Consider the following 24,129-nt stretch of genomic DNA (forward strand, 5'->3'; position numbering starts at 1 on the left):
TCTCCCATCGAGGGAGAAGGTTTAATGCGCCCCATCCGTTTCTGGCGGCGTCTCCATAATCTCGGTCAGCACCCCGCCCATATCCTTGGGGTGCACGAAGAAAATCAGCGTACCATGCGCGCCGATCCGAGGCTCGCCCAGCACCCGTTTGCCTAGCCCCTCGAACTCCGCCTTCGCCGCGTGAATATCGGGCACCTCATAGCAGACATGATGCTGCCCGCCGTTCGGGTTCTTCTCGAGGAACGCCGCGATCGAGGCATTGCCCGGCAACGGCTCGATCAGCTCGATCTGCGTGCCATTAAGCGCACCGTCAGCTCCAGGCGTATCGACAAAGCACACCTTCACCCCCTGCTCGGGCAGGTCGAACGGTTCGTGAATCTTGGTCGCGCCCATGACATCGCGGTAGAACACAATGCTGTCCGCGATCGAGGGCGTGGCGACGCCGATATGGTTGAGACGGCCCAGTTTCATCTTTCTTCAATCCTTGGTTGCCCACCATTTCGGCCGGACATTTCGATCATCGTTTCAATGCGAATAACGCGCTTATCGACCGACAGCAGATAATCATTGAGGCCCCGCACATCCTCGGAAATCCTGGATTGCTCCGTCCGCATCACGTCTAGTCGCTCCTGCATCAGAACGACGCTTTTCAGTGCGGCCAGCGCGTCGCCCAGCGCGCTCATTTGCGGATGCCCGCAGCGCGCAAGGTGCGGTCAACCTCTTCATGCGTTGCCCGCATCGCGTCGATCATACCGTCAATCGATGCATGCATCTTAGGCAACGCCTCGTTCACATGCTGAACCAATGCCGCCAGTTCCGCCTCTTCCTCGCTCGCGCCTTGAGGCTGAGAGATGTAGCGCATGGTCGCCTCGCGAACGACATTACCGACAGACTGGCCGGTTCTGCTGGCATAGGCATCAAGCGCAGCCTTATGGTCGCGGCTAGTCAGAAACGTCACACGTTCGGTCTGCATCGTACTCTCCTTCACATTACAATGTCATTGTAATGTTTGGTGGGATGGATGCAAGCTGGTCACAACGGAATATTGTCATGCTTTTTCCACGGGTTCTCCAGCTGCTTGTTCCGCAGCTTCCGTAAGCCAAGCGCGATCCTCCGCCGGGTCGAGTGCGGCATGATCACCTCGTCGATAAAGCCCTTGGCCGCCGCGACGAACGGATTGGCAAAGCGCGCCTCGTATTCCTTGGTGCGCTCGGCGATCTCGTCTGCGGTCTTGCCGCGGAAGATGATCTCGACCGCGCCCTTGGCGCCCATCACCGCGATTTCCGCAGTCGGCCAGGCGTAGTTGAGGTCGCCGCGCAGGTGCTTTGACGCCATCACGTCGTACGCGCCGCCATAGGCCTTGCGGGTGATGACGGTGATCTTCGGGACAGTCGCCTCGGCATAGGCGTAGAGCAGTTTCGCGCCGTGCTTGATGATGCCGCTGTGCTCCTGCGCGACGCCGGGCAGGAAGCCGGGGACGTCGACGAAGGTGATGATCGGGATCTCGAAGCAATCGCAGAACCGCACGAAGCGCGCGGCCTTCTTGGACGAGTTGATGTCGAGGCAGCCGGCGAGCACCATCGGCTGGTTGGCGACCACGCCCACGGTGCGGCCCTCGATGCGGCCGAAGCCGGTGATGATGTTGCCCGCATGCGTCGGCTGGATCTCGAAGAACTCGCCCTCGTCGAGCGTCTTCCTGATCAGCTCGTGCATGTCGTAGGGCATGTTCGGGTTGGCCGGGATCAGCATGTCGAGGCTGTTCTCGATCCGGTCAAAGGGATCGGCGGTCGGGCGCTCTGGCAGGTCCTCGCGGTTCGACAACGGCAGGTAGTCGATCAGGTCGCGCGCGGCGAGCAGCGCCTCGATGTCGTTGTCGAACGCCACATCAGCAACGCCCGACTTGGCGGTGTGCGTCACCGCGCCGCCGAGCTCTTCCTGCGTCACCACCTCGTTGGTCACGGTCTTGACCACATCGGGACCGGTGACGAACATGTAGCTCGAATCCTTCACCATGAAAATGAAGTCGGTCATCGCGGGGCTGTACACCGCGCCGCCTGCGCATGGCCCCATGATCAATGAAAGCTGCGGCACCACGCCGCTGGCCAGCACGTTGCGCTGGAACACCTCGGCATAGCCGCCGAGCGACGCAACGCCTTCCTGGATGCGCGCGCCGCCAGAATCATTGAGCCCGATCACCGGCGCGCCGACCTTCAGCGCCATATCCATGATCTTGCAGATTTTCTGCGCGTGCCGCTCCGAGAGCGAACCGCCGAACACGGTGAAATCCTGGCTGAACACGAAGACCAGACGGCCATTGACCGTGCCCGAACCGGTGACCACGCCATCGCCGGGGATGATCTGATCCTGCATGCCGAAGTCGACGCAATTGTGCTCGACATACATATCGAGCTCTTCAAAGCTGCCCGGATCGAGCAGCACGTCGAGCCGCTCGCGCGCGGTCAGCTTGCCCTTGGCGTGCTGCGCCTCGATCCGCTTGATGCCGCCGCCCAACTGCGCCTTCTCACGCCGCTCGGCGAGTTCTTCCAATATGGCCTGCATCGCATCCTCTTGTCTGAATTTCGGACCGCATCCATTTCAGCCTTTGAAGGCAGGCGCAAATGTTAAATTGCAAACTTGCAAAGCGTTTGTTTGCAAACTAGCGATGCGGCATGTCCACCCGCAAGCGCCTCTACGCAGGATCGCGCGTCCGCACTGCCCGCCGCCGCAGCGGATTGAACCAGGCGGCTATGGCGCAGGCGCTGGGAATTTCGGCGAGCTATCTCAGCCAGATCGAAAACGACGAGCGCCCGGTGACCACCGCAGTGCTGACCGCATTGTCGCGGCGGTTCGCCTTCGATACCGACAGCGATGCCGACACAGGGCAAGCGCTGCAGATCATCCTCGACGATCCGTTGTTCGCAGGCGCGGATATCGACCCGGCCCGGCTCGCGCGCTGGCAGGAAGTGCAGCCCGATTTCGCCGCGATGCTCAGCACCTTGTACCATGGCTACCGCCAGGCACAGGAGCGCGCCGCGATGCTCGACGACAGCCTCGCGGGCACCGGCCAGCACACCGCGCGGCTACCATGGGAAGAGGTGCGCGACTGGTTTCACGAGGCGGGCAATTATATCGACCTGCTCGACCGCGACGCTGAACGCATTGCAGGCGAGGTCGGCGAAACACTGGGTGGTGACGCCTTGGTGGCGCGGCTGCACGCCCGTCATGGCATCACCGTGGCGGGCTGGCAGGGATCGAGTTCCGATTCCGCGCTCAGCCGCTTCGACCGCGAGAGCCGCACCTTGTCGCTCGATCGCAGCATGGCGCCTGAATCTCGCTATTTCCAACTGGCGCACAGACTGGTCGCCGAGGAAATGCGCGACGCCATCGCCGCCCTCGCCGCCAGCGCGGACCTGCGCAGCGAACAGGCGCGCAAGCTGGTCGCGGTGGGTCTGGCGAATTACGCCGCTGGCGCTTTGGTGATGCCTTATGCCGCGTTCCGCAGCGCCGCGATGGCATGCCGTCATGACATCGAGCAGCTCGCCCAGAGCTTCGGCGTCAGCTTCGAGCAGGCCTGCCACCGGCTTTCCACGCTGCAGCGCCCGGGCGCGCGTGGGCTGCCGGTGTTCTTCTGCCGGGTCGACATGGCGGGCAACATCACCAAAAGGCACAGCGCCACCCGGCTGCAGTTCGCGCGTTTTGGCGGCGCGTGTCCGCTCTGGGTGGTGCACGAGGCCGCCGCGATCCCCGACCGCATTCTGGTGCAGCTCGCCGAGACCCCCGACGGGGTGCGCTATGTCTCGATGGCCAAGGGGCTGGTCAAGCCCTCGGGCAGCTATGGCCGCAAGCCGCGCCGTTATGCCGTCGCCTTGGGCTGCGAAGTCGAGCACGCGCGGCATTTCATTTATGCCGATGGGCTCGATACCACTGCGGTGGGGGCGGTCACCCCAATCGGCATCGGCTGCCGCACCTGCCCACGCGACAATTGCGACCAGCGCGCGTTCCCGCCCACCGATCGCCCGTTGCTGATCGACCCCGACCGGCGCGGCATGGTGCCGTACCGGATCGGGTAACGATCGCTTTTACTTCATCAACACCAGTTCTTCGGCCATGCTCGGGTGCAGCGCAACGGTGTCATCGAACGCCTGCTTGGTGAGCCCCGCCTTCACCGCAACCGCCGCTGCCTGCAGGATTTCGGGCGAATCCGGGCCGATCATGTGCAGGCCCAGAATCTTGCCCGAAGGTTCCTCGGTGATCATCTTGTAAAGCCCGCGCTCGGCACGGTGCGCGAAGACATTGCGCATAGGGCGGAAGTCGGATGAGTACACGCGGATGTTGCCATAACGGTTGCGCGCCTCGCCCTCGGTCAGGCCGACAGACGCGATCGGTGGCTGCGAGAACACCGCCGTCGGGATGCAGTTGTAGTCGACGGTGCTGGGCTTGTCGCCGAACACGGTGTCGGCAAACGCCTGGCCCTCGCGGATCGCCACGGGGGTCAGTTGCACCCGGTTGGTGACATCGCCCACCGCATAGATGCTGTCGCAAGCCGTCTTGCTGTATTCGTCGACCGGGATCGCGCCCTGATCGTCGGTCTCGATGCCCGCATGCTCCAGACCCAGACCCTCGACATTGGGAACGCGCCCGGTGGCGAACATCACGATGTCGGTGTGGATCGGGTCCTGGCCCTTGAGATAGACGTCGAAAGAGCCGTCCTCGCGCTTTTCGACCTTTTCGAACGGCGCCTTGAACTTGAACTCGATGCCCTTGGTCATCGAAATCTGCAACAGCCGGTCGCGCAGCGATTCGTCATAGCCGCGCAGGATGCTGTCGCCGCGGTTGACGATGGTCACCTTCGTGCCCAGGCCATTGAGGATGCCCGCGAACTCGTTGGCGATATAGCCACCGCCCGCGATCACCGCCCGCCTGGGCAGTTCGTCTAGATGGAACATGTCGTTCGAGGTCAGGATGTGTTCGGCGCCCGGGAAATCGGGCACGAACGGACGCGCGCCGACCGCGATCAGGATGTACTTCGCGCTGATCTCCTTGCCGCTGGCGAGCTTGACCCGGTGCGGCGCGATGATCGTCGCGCGTTCCTCGATGATCGTGACATTGTGGTTGTTGAGCGTGCTGGTGTACGCCGCATTCAGCCGGTCGACATCGCCCAGAACGCGGTCGCGCAGCACCTGCCAGCTGAACTTCGCGCCCTCGATGGTCCAGCCATAATTCTGCGCATCTTCCAGATCCTCGGCAAAGTGCGATCCATAGACCAGCAGCTTCTTGGGGACGCAGCCGCGAATGACGCAGGTGCCGCCGACGCGGTATTCCTCCGCCACCGCGACCTTGGCGCCGTAAGACGAGGCGATGCGCGAGGCACGCACCCCGCCCGATCCTGCTCCGATGACGAACAGGTCGAAATCATAGTCACTCATGCACTCAAACTCCCGGGAACTGGTATAGGGACGGCCCTTACAGACCTGCAGCTTCGATCAGCGCGGCAGTGGAAGGGTCGAAATCGCCGGATTGGCGGTCGCCCATGGATTTGGCGATTTCCTTGCCCAATTCAACTCCGAACTGGTCAAAAGGATTGATCCCCAGCAGCATTGCGTTGGCAAAGGTGCGGTGTTCGTAGAACGCCAGCAGCGCGCCGAGGCTGGCGGGGTCGACGCTGTCGAGCAGGATCGTCGAAGACGGCCGGTCGCCGGGGTAGTTGCGCTGCGGATCCTCGCTGGCCTTGCCCTGCATCAGCGCGGCACCCTGCGCGAAGCAGTTGGTGAGCAGCGCCTGATGGTGCGCTTCGTCGAATTCGTGCGCCGCAAGCCGCGCCGCGATGAATTCCACCGGCACCAGATGCGTGCCCTGATGCAGCAACTGGAACACCGCGTGCTGGGCATCGGTGCCCACCCCGCCCCAGGTGATCGGCGCGCTCGGCCGGGTGAGCGCGCTGCCATCGCGCATCACCTGCTTGCCGTTGCTCTCCATCTCGAGCTGCTGAAGATAGCTCGGCAGCAGCCGCAGGCGCTCGTCATAGGCAAACACCGCGCGGGTCTGGCAGCCGCGCGCCTGTGCGTAATACAGATCGGCGAAGGCCGCGAGCACCGGCATGTTGCGCTCCCACGGCGCGGTGACGAAATGCTCGTCCATTGCCAGCGCGCCGGCGCGGAACGCGGCAAAGCCCTCGTTACCCAGCGCCATCGCGACCGGAAAGCCGATGCTCGACCATACCGAATAACGCCCGCCGACGCTCTCGCCGAACGGCAGGATGCGGGTCTCGTCGATGCCCCATTCGGCTGCCTTGTCGGGCGCGGCGGTCAATGCGACCAATTGGCCATAGGGATCTTCCACCCCGCCCTCGCGCAGCCACTCGACCGCGCTGTTGGCGTTCATCAGCGTTTCGGTGGTGGTGAAGGTCTTCGACGCGATCGCGACCAAGGTCTTGGCCGGATCGAACTTGGCCACCGCCTCGGACAGCGCCTCGCCGTCGACATTGGCGACCACCGCGACGTCATAGCGATCGCTGTCGCGGCACAGCGCGTCGATCACCAATTTGGGCCCCAGCGCCGATCCGCCGATGCCGATGTGCAGGATGTGCTTGATCTCGCCGAGCAGTCCATCATCGATGGCTTCGACCAGCGCTGCCATGCGCGCGTGGAACATCGTCGCCTGCTCGACGGCGTCGCTGGCCCCCATGCCGCGCTCTGCCGGGTGCTCGGATGCGCGATCCTCGCTGGTGTTGATCTTGGCGCCGGAGAGAAACTGGTCGCGCATGCCCGCCAGGTGCATCGCTTCGGCCAACTGGTTGAACAGTCCGAGCAGGCCATCATCCAGATGCGTCTTGGACAGGTCGAAAAGCATGTCGGTGCCGCCGATGGCGATGCGGTGAGACAGTTTTGCCAGCCTCTCGGGATCGCCCGCGAAAAGCTGCCCAAGGGCGGCGCGGGGATGGTCTGCAATCGATTGCCAGATCACGTCGGCGCTGTGCGGCATGGATACTCTCTTTCGTCGGTTTCTGTGTCGCGCCTGGGTTTAGCGGGGCATGTTCGGCTTGGCGAGGGGCTTCGCCACCGACGCCGCTTCGTCGAGAGGGGCTTGACGACGGATAGGGCCACCCGCAAAGGGAGAAAATGACCGAAACCGCCGCAAAAGCTCCCAAAGCCAAGTCCGAAACGGCGGATTTTCTGCAATTTCTGGTCAAGCTGGCGATTTTCTTCTTTATCCTGCGCAGCTTCATCATCTCGCCGTTCAACATTCCTTCGGAATCGATGCAGCCGCGGCTGGTTGTCGGCGACTATCTGCTGGTGTCGAAATGGTCCTATGGCTATTCGCGCTACAGCCTGCCGTTCAACCTGCCGCTGATCCCCGGGCGCATTCTGGCGAGCCAGCCCGAGCGCGGCGACGTCGTGGTGTTCAAGGCACCGCCGACCGCCGGATCGGACTATATCAAGCGGGTCATCGGGCTGCCGGGCGACACCATCGAGATGCGCGACGGCACCGTCTGGCTCAACGGCGAAGCGGTGAAAAAGCAGCGGGTTGCAGATTTCATCATCCCGGTTTCGCCCAACACCCGCTGTTATGATCGCAGCTTCGAGGTTCCGCAGAGCGACGGCACATCAGTGTGCAGCTACCCGCGCTTTCGCGAGACCCTGCCCAACGGCAAGAGCTATTACGTGCTCGACCTCATCGATGCGCCGCGCGACACCACCGAGGCGATCATCGTGCCTGAAGGACACATGTTCCTGATGGGTGACAACCGCGACAACAGCCTCGACAGCCGTTTTCCGGCGGTGGAAGGCCAGGGCATCGGCATCGTTCCGCAGGATCACCTGGTCGGCCGCGCGCTGGTTTCGGTGTTCTCCACCGACGGGTCGGCCAGCTGGTTCCTGCCGTGGACATGGTTCACCGCCGCGCGATGGGACCGCATCGGGGAAGGGTTTTGAGCGCAGCGATCGATTTTGCGGCGCTGGGGCCGATCATCGATCATGAGCCCCTAGATGCTGCCCTGTTCGTGCAGGCACTGACTCACGGCAGCACCGGCCAGACCCCCGATTATCAGCGGCTCGAGTTTCTGGGCGACCGGGTCTTGGGCATGGTCATCGCCGACCTGCTCTATGCCCGCTTCCCCAAGGCCGCCGAAGGCCAGATGTCGGCCTTTCTCAACCGGCTGGTGTCGCGCGAAAGCTGCGCGGAGATTGCGCGCGCGTGCAACCTGGGCCCGCTGATCCGGCTGGGCAAGCAGGCGCGTGACGATGGCGGTGCGGGCAGCACCAACATCCTGGGCGATGTCGTCGAGGCGCTGATCGGCGCGCTCTATCTCGATGGCGGCATGGAGCGCGCGCGCGCCTTCATCGAACGCCACTGGGGGACACGGATCGCCGAGATCAGCGAGGCGCCGCGCCACCCCAAATCCGAATTGCAGGAATGGGCCGCCGCGCGCAACCGCAAGACGCCAACCTATACCATGCTCGGCAAGTCCGGGCCCGACCATGATCTGCGCTTTACCGTGCGGGTCGAAATCAAGGGACTGGGCGCCGCAGAAGCGACCGGGACCAGCAAACAGGAAGCCGAAACGCTTGCCGCACGGCAGTTTCTGGCGGAGCACACGACATGACAGAAGCTACCCCCTCCCCCGCCGCACCTTCGGCAGCCGAAACCCGCTGCGGCCTCGTCGCCGTGATCGGCGCACCCAATGCCGGCAAGTCGACATTGGTCAACCAGCTCGTCGGCCAGAAGGTCGCCATCACCAGCCCCAAGGCGCAGACCACGCGCGTGCGGCTGCTGGGCATCGCGATCGCGGGCAACACCCAGCTGATGCTGGTCGATACGCCCGGCATCTTCGACCCCAACCGTCGCTTTGACCGCGCGATGGTCAGCGCGGCGTGGGAAGGCTCGGATGGCGCCGACGTGATCGCATTGGTGGTCGATGCCAAGGCCAGGCTCAACGACCGGCTGACAACCTTGGTCGAACAGCTTGCCGAGCGCCGCGAACGCAAGATCCTGGTGCTCAACAAGGTCGATATCGCCGCCAAGGACAAATTGCTGATTCAGGCGCAAAAGCTGCACGCCGCGGGCCAGTTCGACGAGGTGTTCTTCGTCAGCGCGCAGACCGGCGACGGCGTTCCGGAACTCAAGGCGTTCCTCGCCGATGCGATGCCGCAAGGCGCGTGGCACTTCCCCGAAGACCAGGTCTCGGACGCCAGCGAGCGCATCCTGGCGACCGAAATCACCCGCGAACAGCTCTTCAACCAGCTCCATGCCGAACTGCCTTATGCCAGCGCGGTGGTCCCGGAAAAATACGTCACCCGCAAGGATGGCTCGGTCGAGATCCACCAGCAAATCCTCGTCGCCCGCGACACCCAGCGCGCGATCGTGCTCGGCAAAGGAGGATCGCGGATCAAGGAAATCGGCGAAAAGGCGCGCAAGGAACTCGCCAAGGTGCTCGGCGTCGATGTCCACCTGTATCTGCACGTCAAGGTGCAGGAAGGTTGGGACGAGGACCGCGAGATTTATGAGACGATCGGGCTGGGGTGGGTGAAGTAGGGGGTGACTACTACGATACCAAAACTTAATCATTTATTTCATGATGAGCAAACCTGTAGTCTCGACAAGAGTCTGTCCAGTAGGCAAGATTTCGACTGTCTCTGCTTTTTCATCAAACTGAACCAACGCTTTCTTGTGAAGGTCTTTAAGGACTTTGCGTTTGAAATCTGTTTGGTTTTTATATTCTATCCATGATTGTAGCTGTATAATAGACACGGGTTTGCTTTCAGCATAGAGTAAAATTAGCACCTTTTGGCTAGCAGTTCGCGCTGGATCAAGTACTCGCCTCACATCGCCATTTGACCATACCATGTGGAAGGTCCGGACAGTGACCGCTTCGACGACGGCGTGTGAGTCTATAAGTGTGAGTTGGGAATAGTTGCGGACGAGTTCCCCCATCACCCACTTCATGCCGCGAAGGAAAAGCTCGGCGTCCATGTGGTTAGGGCTTATATCGGGTGACACATGGCCTATTGCACGACTATTCCTTAGCTCATAAAGTGCGGTAAGCACTTTCGGAACTTGCATGCATAGCGATCGTCCCTTGGCTCCGTTGTGCTGCTCAAGGTCGCGACAGGATTGTGGAAAGTTACTCGGTTTTGATGGGACCTATATACGTGTGTGACCTACGATACCTCGCGAAAAATCAGAAGCGGGGTGATCGCATAGGCTGCGGCAGGCCTACCTAGTGTAACACGGACGATGGGTGCTAATATTTTTGATATTTGACCAATAATACTCTCAGTCATCCCGAAGTCGTCTGCATTAAATTGTTGATCGAAATCTGGCGTCATGTATTCAGGGTAGGCGCTCAGAATGCCAACGAGCGACCATTCGCCAGCCATTGTGTCCCCGTATGTTAGGGTCAAATCGCTTGCAGGGGCTACTAGACTTTCTGGGTTAAGCGTGGACCACACCAATTTTGTGCTATCGTTACTCTGAGTAAGCAATCTTGCATGGACTGAGTGCGGCATTATCTGGATCATATCTAGAAACATATCAGTATTATTCTGCTGCTGTTGCGCCATAGCCTTTTGGGCAGCCGTCATATTTGCCCGCTTTTGGCCAAGACCGGCCCCAGCCTTCACCTGCCTTTGGATGGATGGGGCTTTCCATGCCTCCTTGAACATCGCCAAGTCTTGAATGCTAAGAAAGCCTGATGCGATTACAAATTGGCCGATTGATGCTTGCGAGAGGTCCTGCTGCATCAACTGATTCTCGCTCAGGTAATCCAGAAACGCCCTGGCATTCGACCACAGAGGATCAAACACCCTTGCATAACCTTCTTGCATCTCAACTGCTGTTTCGGTTCCACCCTGAACTTTGCCACCTGCTATGCCGACAGTCCCTTGCGCCTCGTGGGAACTTGAATCTCGTTTACCCTTCGTGCCATCCTTGGTTCGGGTAAACTCCTGAAGGTGGCCGTCGCCTTCAAACTGAGCCAAAAACGAACCGATCCTGCGACTGTCATGATACAAAAAGTCAAGGACGGAAGGGGCGCTTGAACCTTCTACCGCCGGATTTGATATCGTCGAAGTGCTCTTTGGCATCGCTCTCAATTTCCTTCGCGTCTTTTGCGACTCGCTCATGCAAGTTAGCAATTTCTTTTGGGTCGGTTTGAATAAGACGTGCGAGCGCCTCATCAAAGCCAAGGTTTGACATATCCATGTCAGGTTTTCCTTTTTTGCGCGCGTTCACGCGATCAACTCGCGATATGGCAACGGACTGCGATCAGCGGCGGCGAGAAGACTGTTCAGGCGGGCACCATCGGCTTGTTCGCGGCGGTTAAAGCGCCATGTCATCTCGTTAAGATAGCGAGAGAGATGTTTTGGGCTGATCACATGGTGAATGCCTACAATCTGCCGCTTTAGGAGCGCCCAGACACTCTCAATGCCGTTCGTGTGGATGCAGAAATCACGCACGTATTCCCCGGCGCTATGATTCACCCTGTGATGGAAATAGCGGTCCGAAAGCCCAACAAATGATGCATGCTCATCGGTCATGATCGTCGAGCCACGCGCGACATTAGCGTCAATTATGCTCTGCACGGTCTTGGCGCGCTGGTCGTTGGTATGGATCGTGCGGAGATCGCCATCACGGTCAAGCATGCCAAACACTACGGCCTTTCCCTTGCCACCCTGCGTTCCGCCCTTGCGGTCGCGAGCATGCTTGTTCTTCTCTTTGCCGCCGACAAACGTCTCGTCGGCTTCGACTACCCCATCCAGCGGCGCACTGAACGACTCAGTGGTCGCTGCTGCCCGGAGACGATGCAGCATGAACCAAGCAGTCTTTTGCGTCACGTCGATATCGCGGGCCAGCGTCGTGCTCGCGATACCCTTCTTATGTGAGGTGATGAGCCAAACGGCCATTAGCCATTTTTGCAGCGGGATTTTGGTGTCCTGAAAGATTGTTCCGACCTTGATCGAGAAACGCTTCCGGCAATCGCCGCACTTGTGGGTGCGCTTGTCTGAAAAGTGATAAACCTTCGTGCTGCCGCAAAACGGGCAAAACGCGCCATTTTTCCACCGAATCGCAGTGAAGTGGTCAATCGCAGCCTGCTCGTCGGGGATGACTTTCAGGAGGTCAAACAGGCTCTTAAATTCTACGATCTTGCTCATGCATTATAACTAGCACCAACTCGCCGTTGGGTCAAGCATGTATATAGGTCCCGTTTTGATGGCAAGTGCGTATAGAATCCGGTCGCATGCCCCGCACAAATCCAATAGGCTATCTCGCAAAATTTGCCTGCCTTGAGGCCCACCTTTTCCCAATCAGCAGCACGGTATTCGTAAAGAGCCTGCTCGAATTGGTCGATAAGTGGGTCAAGGAGTTCGACCGGAATAGCTGCTAACGCTACCTTTAGGCTTGGAATGCTCAAAGATTAATCCCTGTCCCAATAGTATTGAAAGGGACCATTACCCTCCTTGGTTCTCTGGAGGAGACCTCTCTTGAAAAGAGATTCACCAGCAGCAGACACCTGATTAGGTTTATGTGTGAACCCTTTTTCGGCAAGGCCAGTCACAATGTCCGCCGTGCCGCGCTTTTCTTTGAAGAAACCGACACTCTTCATAGAAAGCATCCGGTCAGCGCATGAATGTCCCTTGGGTGCGACGCTGCGCTTCCGTTTAGCCTTAGCTTTTGTAATCGAACTCTCTTCGGCGCCCTCGTCCTCTGGCTCGGGCGTTTCGTCGCCGATGTCTATTTGATTAGTCTTGGCGGTGGCCCGACTGCCGAAGCCTGCCTCCTCGAGTAGCGGGAACAACTTCGCCAAGAGTCCCTCCACAAAATCCTTCTCCCCCTCGATTTCCACGATACCTGCCGGTGCATCGATATGAACCCTGTTCGTCATAGTCCCCCCTTAAATAGGAAACCATAATCTCCCCAGTTGCGGGCCAGAGCAAGAGAATATTTGTGACCCCGCACCTTGCCCATGTATGGCCAAAGCCCAATTTCTTTTCGAAATACATTCGGCACGCTATTCCGGGACCACGAAACTCAATTGGCTGAGCTCCTATCGCCCCTGACACAACCGTTTTCCAGCGAACGCCGGAATCCCAAGGCGACTGCAGTACTACCCGACTCCTGAACTCCGGCTTTCGCCGGAGAACGGTTGAATGTCTTTTGACGTTCGCGAGCCAACGCCCTCTCCACTCCCGCTTGCGGGAGGGGCAGGCCCGGCTTGCCGGGCCGGGGTGGGCCTGAAGTTTGCGACGGTGCAGGCCCACCCCGGCTTCGCCTTCGGCTCAGCCACCCCTCCCGCAGGCGGGAGGGGAGAAGGCTGTATCAAGCCTCTGCTTTTGCGGGCTTCTTCGGAGCCGCCTTCTTTGCGGGAGCCTTCTTTGCCGCTGGCTTCTTGGCCGGAGCATCCTTCTTCGCCGCAGCCTTCTTCGGAGCCGCCTTCTTCGCCGCAGGCTTCTTGCCCTTCTTCGCCGGCGCCTTGGCCGCGCGTTCGGCGATCAGTTGCAGCGCCACATCCAGCGTCAGTTCGTCCTTGTTCACATCCTTGGGGATGGTCGCGTTGACGCTGCCGTCGGTGACGTAAGCGCCGTAGCGGCCGTCCATGATCTTGACCTCGGTGTCGGTCGCGGGGTTCGTGCCCAGCACCTTGAGCGGGGCCGGCGCGGCGCGGTTGGAGCGGCCGGGGTTGGCGAGCGCTTCGGCGAGCTTGACCACCGCGGCGTTCATTCCGGTCTCGAACACCTCCATCGTGCCCGAAAGCTTGGCGTATTTGCCGTTGTGCGAGAGATACGGGCCATAACGGCCGATGCTCGCGGTGATCATCGCGCCGGTCTCGGGATGCGCGCCGATCTCGCGCGGCAGCGAAAGCAGCTTGAGCGCCCATTCCAGCCCGAAATCTTCGCCCGGAACGTCCTTGGGGATCGACGAGCGTTTCGCCTCCTTGCCCTCGCCCAGCTGGACATAGGGACCGAAGCGGCCGCTGCGCTTGGTCACCGGTTCGCCGGTGACCGGATCGTTGCCCAACTCTTCAGGCCCGGTATCCGCACCATCGCCTTCGCCGCCACCCTGAGCAAAGCGCCGGGTGTATTTGCACTCGGGATAGTTGGAACACGCGACGAACGCGCCGAACTTGCCGCCGCGCAGCGCGAGCCGTCCCTCGCCGCACTTCGGGCACAGCCGCGGATCGCCGCCATCGGCCTGTTTGGGGAACAGATAGGGCTCGAGGAAGATGTCGAGCTCGGCGGTGATTTCCGAAGGCTTCTGCTCCATCACCTCGGCGGTCTTGGGCTTGAAATCGCGCCAGAACGCCTCGAGCACGCTGCGCCATTCCGCACGCCCGCCGCTGACGTCATCGAGCTGGTCCTCGAGCCCGGCGGTGAAGTCATAGGCGACATAGCGTTCGAAGAAGCGTTCGAGAAACCCAGTGAGAAGACGCCCCGATTCCTCTGCGAAGAAACGGTTTTTCTCGACCTTCACATAGCTGCGGTCCTTGAGCACCTGGATGATCGAGGCATAGGTCGAAGGCCGTCCGATGCCGAGTTCCTCGAGCCGTTTGACCAAAGACGCTTCGGAAAAGCGCGGCGGGGGCTGGGTGAAATGCTGGACCGCATCGACCGACTTCTTCGCCGGGCTGTCGCCCTTGGACATGATCGGCAGCAGGCCGCCGTCTTCATTGTCGCTATCGTCGAGACCTTCCTCGTAGAGCGCGAGGAAGCCAGGGAACTTGACCACCTGGCCGTTGGCGCGCAGCGCGGTGCGACCGGTGCCATCGACCATCTCGACCACGGTGCGCTCGAGCAAGGCAGTCGCCATCTGGCTGGCCAGCGCACGCTTGAAGATCAGATCGTAGAGACGCGCATGGTCGCCCGATGCCGCCTTGTCGCGGCTGAAATCGGTAGGGCGGATCGCCTCATGCGCTTCCTGCGCGTTCTTGGCCTTGGTCTGGTACTGGCGCGGGGTTTCGGGCAGGTAATGCCCCGAATAGCGGTCTGAAATCGCCTTGCGCGCCTCCTGGATCGCGCCAGGGTCCATCTGCACCCCGTCGGTCCGCATATAGGTGATCGCGCCGTCCTCGTAGAGGCCTTGCGCGATCCGCATGGTGTGGCTGGCCGAGAAGCCGAGCTTGCGCGCGGCCTCCTGCTGCAGCGTCGAGGTGGTGAACGGCGGCGGCGGATTGCGCTTGAGCGGCTTGGTTTCGACCGTCTCGACGGTGAAGTGTCCGGCCTCGACCTTGGCCTTGGCCGCTTCGGCCGAGCCTGCATTGCCCAGCGAGAGCTTGTCGAGCTTTTCGCCTTCGAGCCGGACCAGGCGCGCGGTGAAGGGCTGGCCGCCCTGCTCCATCTGCGCGGTGACCGACCAATATTCCTGCGCGGTAAACGCCTCGATCTCGCGCTCGCGCTCGACGATAAGCCGCAGCGCGACCGATTGCACCCGGCCTGCCGACTTGGCACCGGGCAGCTTGCGCCACAGCACCGGCGAGAGCGTGAAGCCGACCAGATAGTCGAGCGCCCGGCGGGCGCGATAGGCATCGATCAGATCGGTATCGAGCTGGCGTGGGCTCGCCATCGCCTCGGTCACCGCCTTTTTGGTGATCGCGTTGAAGGTCACGCGCTCGACCTCCTTGGGCAGCACCTTGCGCTTGGTCAGCACCTCGAGCACGTGCCAGCTGATCGCCTCGCCCTCGCGGTCAGGGTCGGTTGCGAGGATCAGTCGGTCGGCCTTCTTGGCCTCGTCGGTGATCGCCTTCAATTGCCGCGTCTTGTCGGCATACGCCTCCCAGACCATGTCGAAATCATTGTCGGGATCGACCGAGCCGTCCTTGGGGGCAAGGTCGCGGATATGGCCGTATGAGGCCAGCACCCGGTAATCGGAGCCGAGATATTTTTCGATGGTCTTGGCCTTGGCCGGCGACTCGACGATAACCAGTTGCATTGATTGGACTTTCTGAAAGCTCTCGCGTGTGCGTATAAGCTGGGGCGGGTTATCGGCATTCGTCAAGGGCGTCCATAGCCGATAATCCGGGTCAGATCAGTGACACCCTGGCCGCTGCGTGCCGCTCGATCAGGCCAGCCAGTTCGAGATCGAGCAGGATCATCTGCACCGCGCCGCTCTCGATCCCCGACTGGCGGACGAGCTCGTCGATGCCGACCGGTGCAGCGCTGAGCAGACTGACGATATCCTGGCGCGCCTTGTCGTCGGGTTCGACCGCGGGTGTCGCGGCGCTGAAGCGCGGCGCAGGTGCCGCCACGCGCTGGGTCTGCCCGGCAGCAAAGGGTTCGACCAGATCGAGAATATCGCTCACGCTCTGCACCAGGGTCGCGCCGCCGCGGATCAGCTCGTTGCAGCCGCGCGAGCGCGAATCGAGCGGTGATCCGGGGATCGCCATGACGTCGCGCCCCGCCTCTGCGGCCAGCCGGGCGGTGATCAGCGAGCCTGATTTGGGTGCGGCCTCGACCACCAGGGTGCCCAGCGCCATCCCGGCGATGATGCGGTTTCGATAGGGAAAGTGCCGCGCCAGCGGTTCGGTGCCGGGCGGCTGCTCGGCGATCACCAGCGCACGTTCTCCCATCTCCGCCTGCAGCGAACGGTTCTCGGGCGGGTAGCTGATATCGATCCCCGAGGCGATCACGCCTGCGGTGCTCGCCAGCCCGCTCCCTGCGACCCGCATCGCGCCTTCATGCGCGGCCGTGTCGATACCGCGCGCCAGCCCTGAGACGACGAGATAGCCCGCCTCGGCGAGTTCGCCGGCGATCTGGCGGGCAAAACGGCAGGCGGCGGCCGAGGCATTGCGCGCGCCGACCATCGCGATGGCGGGGCGATTGAGCAGCGCCGCCTCGCCCCTGAAGGTGACCACCGGCGGGGCGTTGTCGATATGGCCGAGCAACGCAGGGTAATCGCCATCGTCGGCGAACAGGTAGCGCGCGCCTGCCGCTTCGACCCGGGCGACTTCGGCGGTGACCTGCGCATGCGTCGCGACGCGGATCGCCTTGCCCCCTGCGCGCTGGACCAGATCGGGCAGCGCCTCGATCGCGGCCGTGGCGCTGCCGAAGCGCGCGATCAGCTGGGCAAAGCTGACGGGACCTATGCGGTCGGTCCGCAGCAGCCGGATACGGGCGAGATGCTCAGGGTCAAGCATGGCCATGCAACGGGCGGCCAGCGATCAGGCTGCGGACGACTTGCCGATCTTCGGCTCGGTTCCGGCCATCAGCCGCTGGATGTTGCCGCGATGCTTCCACAGCACGAACCCGAGCATGACCACGAACACCCATACAGCCTGCTCCCGTCCAAACCACCACGCCGCCACCGGCATCGCCGCTGCCGCAAGAATGCCGCCGAGCGAGGAAAACCGCGTGGCAAACGCCACCGCCAGCCACACCACGGCAAAAACGACACCGAGCGGCCAGTAAAGCGCAATCGCGATGCCAAGCAAGGTCGCAACCCCCTTGCCGCCGTTGAATTTGAGCCAGATCGGATACAAATGCCCGAAAAACGCGCCCAGCCCGGCAAATGGCCCGCTGCCTGGAGCAACCGTCTCGGCGATGGCGATTGCCGCCGCGCCCTTGCCCAGATCGAACAGCAACGTCGCTGCCGCGAGCCCCTTGCGCCCGGTGCGCAGCACGTTGGTCGCGCCGATATTGCCCGATCCGATCGTCCGCAGGTCGCCTGCACCCGCCATCCGGGTGAGGATGATGCCGAACGGAATCGAGCCCAGCAGATACCCCATCAGGAACAGGCCACCGAGGCTCGCCACCGCGATTCCAGCCAGATCATTCATCAAAGCTCACCCTTGCTCCAGCGCCGCAAACCCTCACGCTGCGTGCATAGGCAAAGCGGCGCTTTTGGCAAGCATGGTTGATCGCGGGCGCGGCAATGCTAAGCGGGGTTGATGACGTCTTCATTGCCAGCCGAACCCGATATCGCGCCCGACGCTCCGCTGCTGTTCTTCGATTCCGGCGTGGGCGGGCTTACGGTGCTCGATGCGGCGCGCAAACTGCTGCCCGATGCGCCAATCGTCTATGCCGCCGACTTTGCCGGACTGCCCTATGGCGAAAAGAGCGAGGCGGAGATCGCGGCGCGCGTCCCCGCGCTGCTCGGGCGGCTGGTCGAGCGTTATCGCCCCCGGCTGATCACAATCGCCTGCAATACCGCCTCGACCATCGCACTGCCGCAGGTGCGCGCGGCGCTCGATCTGCCGATCGTCGGCACCGTGCCCGCGATCAAGCCTGCATCCGAACTGTCGCAAAGCCGGGTGATCGGCGTGCTGGGCACCGAGGCGACCGTGCGCCAGCCCTATGTCACCAACCTTGCGCGCGAATTTGCCAGCGACGCCACCATCCTGCGTTTCGGCGCGCCCGAACTGGTGCGCGCCGCCGAGATGAAACTGCGTGGGCAAACGCCCGATCGTGCAATCTTCGACCGCGCCGTTGCCGGTCTCGTCAGCCAGCAGCGTGCCGTGGCGATCGATACCGTCGTCCTGGCCTGCACGCATTTTCCGCTGGTCGAGGAAGAGCTTGCGCGCGCCTTTGGCCGCACGATGGCTTTTGTCCACGGCGCCGAAGGCATCGCACGACGGATCGCGTTTCTGACGAAAGGCCAGTCGTTTGTCGGCAACGGCCTGCGCTTCGTTGCGACAGGCCCAGCGGAGGGGATGGCGGCGTATATGCCAGCGCTCAGCGCGCGCGGATTTTCAAGCTTCGAGACGCTGTGAACCTTCGGGTGATCGACTGCTTCGATTACCGCAACACGCAATTTAGGTTGGCCCGGTCGGCGGCTCGCGCCTATCCCCCAAAGCGTTGTTGCACCACCGAACTGATCGTCGATCGGCGCTGGGGTGAGACAATATGTCCACCCAATTATGGCCCATAACCCAGCAGTTGCGAGCCGTTATCGCTGGAAATGGGGGATTTAATTGCTATTACAGCGCCAGCAGATGTGTGGGCACCGGTCGGAAAACGGCAGCGCACGGCTTGGGTTATCACTCGACAGGACTAAGGTGGCCGCGTGAATTACGACCAGATTTTTGATGCTGCGATTGACAGACTGCATGCCGAGGGGCGTTACCGGGTGTTCATCGACATCCTGCGCAACAAGGGCGCGTACCCCAATGCACGCTGCTTTCACGGGCACAACGGCCCCAAGCCGATCACGGTGTGGTGCTCGAACGACTACCTGACGATGGGGCAGCACCCCAAGGTCATCGAGGCGATGGAAGAAGCGCTGCACAATGTCGGCGCAGGCTCTGGCGGCACCCGCAACATCGGCGGCAACACCCATTACCATGTCGAGCTCGAGCACGAACTGTCCGACCTTCACGGCAAGCAGAGCGCATTGCTGTTCACCTCGGGCTATGTCTCCAACGACGCGACGCTCTCGACGCTGGCGCGCATCCTGCCCGGCTGCATCATCTTTTCCGATGAACTCAACCACGCCTCGATGATCGCGGGCATCCGCAATTCGGGCTGCGAAAAGCGCGTGTTCCGCCACAACGACGTCGCGCATCTCGAAGAGCTGCTCGCTGCCGAGGACCCCGATACGCCCAAGCTGATCGCATTCGAAAGCGTCTATTCGATGGACGGCGACGTCGCCCCGATCCACGCGATCTGCGACCTTGCCGACAAGTACAACGCGCTGACCTATCTCGATGAGGTCCACGCGGTGGGCATGTACGGCAAGCGCGGCGGCGGTATTTCGGAGCGCGACGAAGCCGCGAACCGGCTGACCATCATCGAAGGCACGCTCGGCAAGGCGTTCGGCGTCATGGGCGGCTATATCGCCGCCGACCAGCGGATCATCGATGTCATTCGCAGCTATGCGCCCGGCTTCATCTTCACCACCTCGCTTTCGCCGGTGCTGGTTGCCGGCGCGCTGGCCAGCGTGAAGCACCTCAAGCAGTCGAGCGAGGAACGCGACGGCCAGCAGGCTGCAGCAGCGATGCTCAAGCGACTCTTCTTTGAGGCTGGCCTGCCGGTGATGGACACGACCACGCACATCGTGCCGCTGATGGTCGGTGATCCGGTCAAGGCCAAGCGGATCAGCGATATGCTGCTCGCCGAATACGGCGTGTATGTGCAGCCGATCAACTTCCCCACCGTGCCGCGCGGCACCGAGCGGCTGCGCTTCACGCCTGGCCCAAGCCATGACGAGGCGATGATGCGCGACCTGACGGCGGCGCTGGTCGAAATCTGGGATCGCCTGGAATTGCGCAAGGCCGCCTGACGGGATGGCGCCAGCCCGCTACAGCCTTGGAGCCATCCTGCTCCACTGGTTGATCGCAGCGGCGCTGGCCTTCCAGATCGTTTTTGCCGACTCGCTCGAAGGCCCGCGCGGGCCGGACCTGTTTGCTCGGTTCCAGTTGCACAAGTCGGTCGGCATCACCATCCTGCTGCTCAGCGTCCTGCGGGTCGGCTGGCGGTTGCTCGCCCCGCGCCCTGCCCCGGTGCCCGGACCGAAATGGGCGATGACGCTGTCCGGGCTGGTGCATCTTGGTTTTTATGTCGTCATGATCGGAGCGCCGCTGACCGGATGGATTCTGGTTTCCACATCGGACATTCGGGTGGATACGCTGCTGTTCGGATCGGTCCCCTGGCCCCACCTGCCGGCGCCGCAGTGGATGGGCGAGCCTGCAGAAGCCCTGCACGAAATCCTTCCCAAGATCGGCATCGCACTGTTCGTGCTGCATGTCGCGGGCGCGCTGCGGCACCAATATCTGCTGGGCACACCGATCCTGGCGCGGATGCTGCCCGGCGGGCACGGCAAGGCGGTCGGTGCGGCGGCACTGGCTGCTGCGATCATCATCGGGGCGGTCGTGCTGGGCAAGGTCGCCGACCCCAAAGGCGCGAAAGCAGCACCGGTTTCGGCGGTCGAAGCTGCTCCATCGAATATCGCGCCTGCCCAAGACGATATTGCACCGGTCGAATCGTCCAAGGCTGCTGAGGATGACCACGCCAAGTTGGTGGCAGAGGCCGAGGTCGAGGCATCGGCAAAGCCGCGCAATTGGGCACTCTCCCCCGGCGGGCGGCTGAACTTCACTGCGCAATGGAACGGAGAGCCAGTCAACGGCAGCTTCTCCAAATGGTCATCCAATATCCTGTTCGCCCCCGAAGCGCTGGAAGCATCCGGGATCGACGTCAGCATCGACCTGACATCGGTCGATACCGGTGACAGCCAGCGTGATGGCACGCTGACCGCCAGCGATTTCTTCGACACCGCCCGGTTCACCAAAGCGAGCTATCGCGCTACACGATTCAAGTCGCTGGGCGGTGACAGGTACCGAGCCGATGGCGCACTGACCCTGCGCGGGGTGAGCAAGCCGGTGCCGTTGAACTTCACGTTGACCATCACTGGCAACACGGCGCGCGCACGCGGAACCGCTACGATCGACCGCACCAGCTTCGGGGTTGGCCAGGGAGATTTTGCCGGCACCACAGAGATTGCAGGCCCGGTCGCAATCAGCTTCGACTTCAGCGCCACCGCCAAAGATTGAAGCTGCCCGCCGGGCTCCCATATGCTGGAGTGATGAACAGCGCCCCCCATTGGATCGAACCCCATCCCCATGGCATCTTCGTCCGCCCCGCCAATGCCTGGATCGACCCGTCACGCCCGGTGGCCCGCGCGCTCGTCACCCATGGCCATGCCGACCACGCGCGCGGTGGGCATGACGCGGTGTGGGCGACCCCGGAGACGCTGGCGATCATCAACCTGCGCTATGGCCGCTATCCGGGCGAAAACGCCGTGGATTATGGCACGACGCTGGAACTGAACGGCGTCAAGGTCTCGTTCCAACCCGCCGGCCATGTGCTGGGGTCGGCGCAGATCCGGATGGAATATCAGGGCGAGACCGTGGTCGTCACCGGCGATTTCAAGCGGCGGCCTGACCCCAGCTGCGCCCCTTTCGAGCTGGTGCCCTGCGATATCTTCATCACCGAAGCGACGTTCGGCCTGCCGGTGTTCCGGCACCCGCCGACCTCGGACGAGATCGGCAAGCTCCTTGCCATTCGCGCCGCGCACCCCGACCGCTGTGTGCTCGTGGGTGCCTATGCGCTTGGCAAGGCACAGCGGGTGATCACCGAACTGCGCGCGCTGGGCTATGACGATCCGATCTATCTGCACGGCGCGCTCGAAAAAATGTGCGCGCTTTACGCCGACCATGGCGTCCATATGGGGCCGTTGCTGCCCGTGGCGGGCACCGACAAGGGCGATCTTCGCGGTGCGATCATTCTCGCCCCGCCCTCGGCGCTCGCCGACCGGTGGAGCCGCCGCCTGCCCGATCCGATCACCGCGATGGCCTCTGGCTGGATGCGGGTGCGCGCGCGTGCCCAGCAACGCGGGGTCGAGCTGCCGCTGATCATCTCCGACCACGCCGACTGGGACGAGCTGACCGCCACCATCCGCGAGGTAGCCCCCAAGGAGGTCTGGATCACCCACGGCCGCGAAGAGGCGCTGCTGCGCTGGTGCGTGTTGCACCAGGTCAAGGCGCGCGCGCTGGCGCTCGTTGGCCGCGAAGACGAGGATGAAGGCTGATGCGGGCCTTCGCCACGCTCGTCACCCAATTGGGCTATACCCGCTCGCGCAATGCCAAGGTCGCGCTTATCGCCGACTATCTGCGCGCTACGCCCGATCCCGATCGGGGCTGGGCGCTGGCGGCGCTGACCGGCGAGGCGGATTTTGCGGCGGTCAAATCGAACGCCGTGCGCACGATGGCGATGGAGCGGGTCGATCCCGAACTGTTCCGCCTGAGCCGCGATTTCGTCGGCGATACCGCCGAGACCGTCGCGCTGATCTGGCCCGAGATGGCACCGCCTGCGAATGACATCCGCCTCGCCGATGCGGTCGAAGCCTTCGCCAGCGTCAGCCGCGCGCGCGCCCCTGCGCTGCTGTCCGAATATATGGACCGGCTCGACAGCGACGGCCGCTATGCGCTGATCAAGCTGGCGACCGGTGCGATGCGGGTCGGCATCTCCGCCCGGTTGGCCAAGACCGCGTTTGCGCAGGGTTTCGGGCTGGATGTCGATGCGGTCGAGGAGGTCTGGCACGCACTGTCGCCGCCTTATGCCAGCCTGTTCGCCTGGGGCGAAGGGGGGCCGCGCCCGGACCCCGAAGGCACGCCGTATTTCCGCCCGTTCATGCTCGCGCATCCGCTCGAAGACGGCACGGTCGATCTGGCCGACTATGCAGCCGAGTGGAAATGGGACGGCATCCGCATCCAGATCGTCCGGGTCGGAAATAACACCCGGCTGTTCAGCCGCGGCGGCGACGACATCAGCGCAGCCTTCCCCGATATCGCGGCGCACATGCCGGTCGAGGGCGTGTTCGACGGCGAACTGCTGGTCCGTGGCGCGGCGCAGATGGGCGAGGCGGCAAGCTTCAACGCGCTGCAACAGCGGCTCGGGCGCAAGACCGTCTCGGCCAAGATGCTTGCCGAAGCGCCGGCGTTCGTACGGTTGTACGATCTGCTGATCGACGGAACCGAGGACCTGCGGTTGCTGCCGTGGAGCGCGCGCCGCGAACGGCTCGATCAGCGGATGTCGGCTTTGCCCGCTGACCGCTTCGATCTGTCGCAGATCATCGCGGCGCAGGATTTCGACGAGCTTGGCCGGATCCGCGATGGCGCGCGCGATGCCGCGATCGAGGGGGTGATGCTCAAGCGCCGCGACAGCCAGTATGTCCCCGGTCGCCGCGTCGGCCTTTGGTACAAATGGAAGCGCGATCCGCTGAGCGCCGATTGCGTGATGATGTACGCGCAGCGCGGCAGCGGCAAGCGCTCGTCCTTTTACTCCGACTACACCTTCGGCTGCTGGACCGAGGATGGTGAACTGGTGCCGGTGGGCAAGGCGTATTCGGGCTTCTCGGATACCGAGCTCAAATGGCTCGACAAGTTCGTCCGCCAGAACACGCTCAACCGCTTCGGTCCGGTGCGCGAGGTGGAGAAGTCGCTGGTGCTCGAGGTCGCGTTCGATTCGATCCACGAATCCAAGCGCCACAAATCGGGTATCGCGATGCGCTTCCCGCGAATCTCGCGGCTGCGACGCGACAAGCCTGCGGCCGAGGCGGATACGGTCGAGACATTGCGGGCGCTGATAACTTAGCACCCATCCACAATTGTCACCCCCGCGAAGGCGGGGGTCCCGCTTATGCGCGATC

At 62.5% G+C, this 24,129-nt stretch carries 23 protein-coding genes; 9 read left to right on the plus strand and 14 right to left on the minus strand.

What is annotated here, in order from left to right:
- Window positions 1-21: 21 nt before the first annotated feature.
- Genes mce through ACK4R0_RS05975 form a run of 4 tightly spaced genes read right to left on the minus strand, consistent with a single transcriptional unit; the run spans window position 22 to window position 2,559 of the window.
- Window positions 22-471 (minus strand): methylmalonyl-CoA epimerase, encoded by a 450-nt coding sequence (gene mce, locus ACK4R0_RS05960; RefSeq protein WP_409671703.1) that lies wholly within the window; start codon window positions 469-471, stop codon window positions 22-24.
- A complete protein-coding gene (locus ACK4R0_RS05965; RefSeq protein ID WP_409671706.1) occupies window positions 468-683 on the minus strand; it encodes a hypothetical protein in 216 nt (71 codons plus the stop codon). Before ACK4R0_RS05965 ends, mce begins: the two co-directional genes overlap by 4 nt.
- Entirely contained in the window at window positions 680-973 is a 294-nt protein-coding gene (locus ACK4R0_RS05970; protein WP_409671709.1) for a hypothetical protein, read from the minus strand. Before ACK4R0_RS05970 ends, ACK4R0_RS05965 begins: the two co-directional genes overlap by 4 nt.
- A gap of 59 nt (window positions 974-1,032) precedes the next feature.
- Entirely contained in the window at window positions 1,033-2,559 is a 1,527-nt protein-coding gene (locus tag ACK4R0_RS05975) for an acyl-CoA carboxylase subunit beta (protein ID WP_409671712.1), read from the minus strand.
- A gap of 110 nt (window positions 2,560-2,669) precedes the next feature.
- Between ACK4R0_RS05975 and ACK4R0_RS05980 the strand changes: the two genes are divergently transcribed.
- Window positions 2,670-4,070: a short-chain fatty acyl-CoA regulator family protein gene (locus ACK4R0_RS05980; RefSeq protein WP_409671715.1), complete on the plus strand. Its 1,401-nt coding sequence runs from the start codon at window positions 2,670-2,672 to the stop codon at window positions 4,068-4,070.
- A 9-nt stretch (window positions 4,071-4,079) separates the two neighbouring features.
- Here the strand turns inward: ACK4R0_RS05980 and gorA are convergent, their stop codons facing one another.
- Window positions 4,080-5,426, minus strand: coding sequence for a glutathione-disulfide reductase (gene gorA / locus ACK4R0_RS05985; RefSeq protein ID WP_409671718.1), 1,347 nt, complete (start codon window positions 5,424-5,426; stop codon window positions 4,080-4,082).
- A gap of 37 nt (window positions 5,427-5,463) precedes the next feature.
- Window positions 5,464-6,981 (minus strand): glucose-6-phosphate isomerase, encoded by a 1,518-nt coding sequence (gene pgi / locus ACK4R0_RS05990; RefSeq protein WP_409671721.1) that lies wholly within the window; start codon window positions 6,979-6,981, stop codon window positions 5,464-5,466.
- 137 nt (window positions 6,982-7,118) lie between these two features.
- Between pgi and lepB the strand changes: the two genes are divergently transcribed.
- Genes lepB through era form a run of 3 tightly spaced genes read left to right on the plus strand, consistent with a single transcriptional unit; the run spans window position 7,119 to window position 9,531 of the window.
- Window positions 7,119-7,931 carry a signal peptidase I gene (lepB, locus tag ACK4R0_RS05995; protein ID WP_409671724.1) on the plus strand — a complete coding sequence of 271 codons (813 nt, stop codon included), beginning with the start codon at window positions 7,119-7,121 and terminating at the stop codon, window positions 7,929-7,931.
- Window positions 7,904-8,602, plus strand: coding sequence for a ribonuclease III (rnc, locus tag ACK4R0_RS06000; RefSeq protein ID WP_409671727.1), 699 nt, complete (start codon window positions 7,904-7,906; stop codon window positions 8,600-8,602). Before lepB ends, rnc begins: the two co-directional genes overlap by 28 nt.
- Complete coding sequence (gene era, locus ACK4R0_RS06005; RefSeq protein WP_409671730.1) at window positions 8,599-9,531, plus strand: GTPase Era; 933 nt, start codon at window positions 8,599-8,601, stop codon at window positions 9,529-9,531. The genes rnc and era overlap by 4 nt, the downstream gene beginning before the upstream one ends.
- A gap of 33 nt (window positions 9,532-9,564) precedes the next feature.
- Here the strand turns inward: era and ACK4R0_RS06010 are convergent, their stop codons facing one another.
- From ACK4R0_RS06010 to plsY, 8 genes are all read right to left on the minus strand, one after another.
- Window positions 9,565-9,969, minus strand: a complete 405-nt coding sequence (locus ACK4R0_RS06010) for a hypothetical protein (protein WP_409671733.1) — start codon at window positions 9,967-9,969, stop codon at window positions 9,565-9,567.
- A gap of 188 nt (window positions 9,970-10,157) precedes the next feature.
- The gene (locus ACK4R0_RS06015) at window positions 10,158-10,976 is read right to left on the minus strand and encodes a hypothetical protein (protein ID WP_409671736.1); all 819 of its coding nucleotides are present in this window, start codon (window positions 10,974-10,976) and stop codon (window positions 10,158-10,160) included.
- Window positions 10,977-11,013: 37 nt separating this feature from the next.
- Window positions 11,014-11,199: a hypothetical protein gene (locus tag ACK4R0_RS06020; protein ID WP_409671739.1), complete on the minus strand. Its 186-nt coding sequence runs from the start codon at window positions 11,197-11,199 to the stop codon at window positions 11,014-11,016.
- A gap of 26 nt (window positions 11,200-11,225) precedes the next feature.
- Window positions 11,226-12,149, minus strand: a complete 924-nt coding sequence (locus ACK4R0_RS06025) for an IS1595 family transposase (RefSeq protein ID WP_409671742.1) — start codon at window positions 12,147-12,149, stop codon at window positions 11,226-11,228.
- Between the two features lie 263 nt (window positions 12,150-12,412).
- Complete coding sequence (locus ACK4R0_RS06030) at window positions 12,413-12,880, minus strand: hypothetical protein (RefSeq protein ID WP_409671745.1); 468 nt, start codon at window positions 12,878-12,880, stop codon at window positions 12,413-12,415.
- Between the two features lie 434 nt (window positions 12,881-13,314).
- Window positions 13,315-15,921 carry a type I DNA topoisomerase gene (gene topA, locus ACK4R0_RS06035; RefSeq protein ID WP_409671748.1) on the minus strand — a complete coding sequence of 869 codons (2,607 nt, stop codon included), beginning with the start codon at window positions 15,919-15,921 and terminating at the stop codon, window positions 13,315-13,317.
- A 91-nt stretch (window positions 15,922-16,012) separates the two neighbouring features.
- The gene (gene dprA / locus ACK4R0_RS06040; protein ID WP_409672224.1) at window positions 16,013-17,125 is read right to left on the minus strand and encodes a DNA-processing protein DprA; all 1,113 of its coding nucleotides are present in this window, start codon (window positions 17,123-17,125) and stop codon (window positions 16,013-16,015) included.
- 24 nt (window positions 17,126-17,149) lie between these two features.
- A complete protein-coding gene (gene plsY / locus ACK4R0_RS06045; RefSeq protein WP_409671751.1) occupies window positions 17,150-17,764 on the minus strand; it encodes a glycerol-3-phosphate 1-O-acyltransferase PlsY in 615 nt (204 codons plus the stop codon).
- Between the two features lie 111 nt (window positions 17,765-17,875).
- Here plsY and murI point away from each other — a divergent pair, with 111 nt between their 5' ends.
- The 5 genes from murI to ACK4R0_RS06070 all read left to right on the plus strand — a co-directional run bounded on the left by murI (window position 17,876) and on the right by ACK4R0_RS06070 (window position 24,074).
- The gene (gene murI / locus ACK4R0_RS06050) at window positions 17,876-18,697 is read left to right on the plus strand and encodes a glutamate racemase (protein WP_409671754.1); all 822 of its coding nucleotides are present in this window, start codon (window positions 17,876-17,878) and stop codon (window positions 18,695-18,697) included.
- A gap of 293 nt (window positions 18,698-18,990) precedes the next feature.
- A complete protein-coding gene (gene hemA, locus ACK4R0_RS06055) occupies window positions 18,991-20,205 on the plus strand; it encodes a 5-aminolevulinate synthase (RefSeq protein WP_409671756.1) in 1,215 nt (404 codons plus the stop codon).
- Window positions 20,206-20,209: 4 nt separating this feature from the next.
- Window positions 20,210-21,472 (plus strand): YceI family protein, encoded by a 1,263-nt coding sequence (locus tag ACK4R0_RS06060; RefSeq protein WP_409671759.1) that lies wholly within the window; start codon window positions 20,210-20,212, stop codon window positions 21,470-21,472.
- Window positions 21,473-21,504: 32 nt separating this feature from the next.
- The gene (locus ACK4R0_RS06065) at window positions 21,505-22,509 is read left to right on the plus strand and encodes a ligase-associated DNA damage response exonuclease (protein ID WP_409671761.1); all 1,005 of its coding nucleotides are present in this window, start codon (window positions 21,505-21,507) and stop codon (window positions 22,507-22,509) included.
- Window positions 22,509-24,074, plus strand: coding sequence for a cisplatin damage response ATP-dependent DNA ligase (locus ACK4R0_RS06070; RefSeq protein ID WP_409671763.1), 1,566 nt, complete (start codon window positions 22,509-22,511; stop codon window positions 24,072-24,074). Before ACK4R0_RS06065 ends, ACK4R0_RS06070 begins: the two co-directional genes overlap by 1 nt.
- Window positions 24,075-24,129 lie beyond the last annotated feature (55 nt).

The organism is Blastomonas sp., from assembly GCF_046294995.1.
Classification (GTDB): domain Bacteria; phylum Pseudomonadota; class Alphaproteobacteria; order Sphingomonadales; family Sphingomonadaceae; genus Blastomonas.

Bases quoted from the DNA above. Each gene is read 5' to 3' on its own strand.
- rnc (WP_409671727.1), top strand. From the start codon at position 7,904: ATGGGACCGCATCGGGGAAGGGTTTTGAGCGCAGCGATCGATTTTGCG.
- mce (WP_409671703.1), bottom strand. From the start codon at position 471: ATGAAACTGGGCCGTCTCAACCATATCGGCGTCGCCACGCCCTCGATC.
- lepB (WP_409671724.1), top strand. From the start codon at position 7,119: ATGACCGAAACCGCCGCAAAAGCTCCCAAAGCCAAGTCCGAAACGGCG.
- pgi (WP_409671721.1), bottom strand. From the start codon at position 6,981: ATGCCGCACAGCGCCGACGTGATCTGGCAATCGATTGCAGACCATCCC.
- ACK4R0_RS06010 (WP_409671733.1), bottom strand. From the start codon at position 9,969: ATGGACGCCGAGCTTTTCCTTCGCGGCATGAAGTGGGTGATGGGGGAA.
- dprA (WP_409672224.1), bottom strand. From the start codon at position 17,125: ATGCTTGACCCTGAGCATCTCGCCCGTATCCGGCTGCTGCGGACCGAC.
- ACK4R0_RS05970 (WP_409671709.1), bottom strand. From the start codon at position 973: ATGCAGACCGAACGTGTGACGTTTCTGACTAGCCGCGACCATAAGGCT.
- murI (WP_409671754.1), top strand. From the start codon at position 17,876: ATGACGTCTTCATTGCCAGCCGAACCCGATATCGCGCCCGACGCTCCG.
- ACK4R0_RS06060 (WP_409671759.1), top strand. From the start codon at position 20,210: ATGGCGCCAGCCCGCTACAGCCTTGGAGCCATCCTGCTCCACTGGTTG.
- ACK4R0_RS06020 (WP_409671739.1), bottom strand. From the start codon at position 11,199: ATGGATATGTCAAACCTTGGCTTTGATGAGGCGCTCGCACGTCTTATT.
- ACK4R0_RS05980 (WP_409671715.1), top strand. From the start codon at position 2,670: ATGTCCACCCGCAAGCGCCTCTACGCAGGATCGCGCGTCCGCACTGCC.
- ACK4R0_RS05965 (WP_409671706.1), bottom strand. From the start codon at position 683: ATGAGCGCGCTGGGCGACGCGCTGGCCGCACTGAAAAGCGTCGTTCTG.
- gorA (WP_409671718.1), bottom strand. From the start codon at position 5,426: ATGAGTGACTATGATTTCGACCTGTTCGTCATCGGAGCAGGATCGGGC.
- ACK4R0_RS05975 (WP_409671712.1), bottom strand. From the start codon at position 2,559: ATGCAGGCCATATTGGAAGAACTCGCCGAGCGGCGTGAGAAGGCGCAG.
- ACK4R0_RS06030 (WP_409671745.1), bottom strand. From the start codon at position 12,880: ATGACGAACAGGGTTCATATCGATGCACCGGCAGGTATCGTGGAAATC.
- ACK4R0_RS06070 (WP_409671763.1), top strand. From the start codon at position 22,509: ATGCGGGCCTTCGCCACGCTCGTCACCCAATTGGGCTATACCCGCTCG.
- era (WP_409671730.1), top strand. From the start codon at position 8,599: ATGACAGAAGCTACCCCCTCCCCCGCCGCACCTTCGGCAGCCGAAACC.
- ACK4R0_RS06025 (WP_409671742.1), bottom strand. From the start codon at position 12,149: ATGAGCAAGATCGTAGAATTTAAGAGCCTGTTTGACCTCCTGAAAGTC.
- plsY (WP_409671751.1), bottom strand. From the start codon at position 17,764: ATGAATGATCTGGCTGGAATCGCGGTGGCGAGCCTCGGTGGCCTGTTC.
- ACK4R0_RS06065 (WP_409671761.1), top strand. From the start codon at position 21,505: ATGAACAGCGCCCCCCATTGGATCGAACCCCATCCCCATGGCATCTTC.
- topA (WP_409671748.1), bottom strand. From the start codon at position 15,921: ATGCAACTGGTTATCGTCGAGTCGCCGGCCAAGGCCAAGACCATCGAA.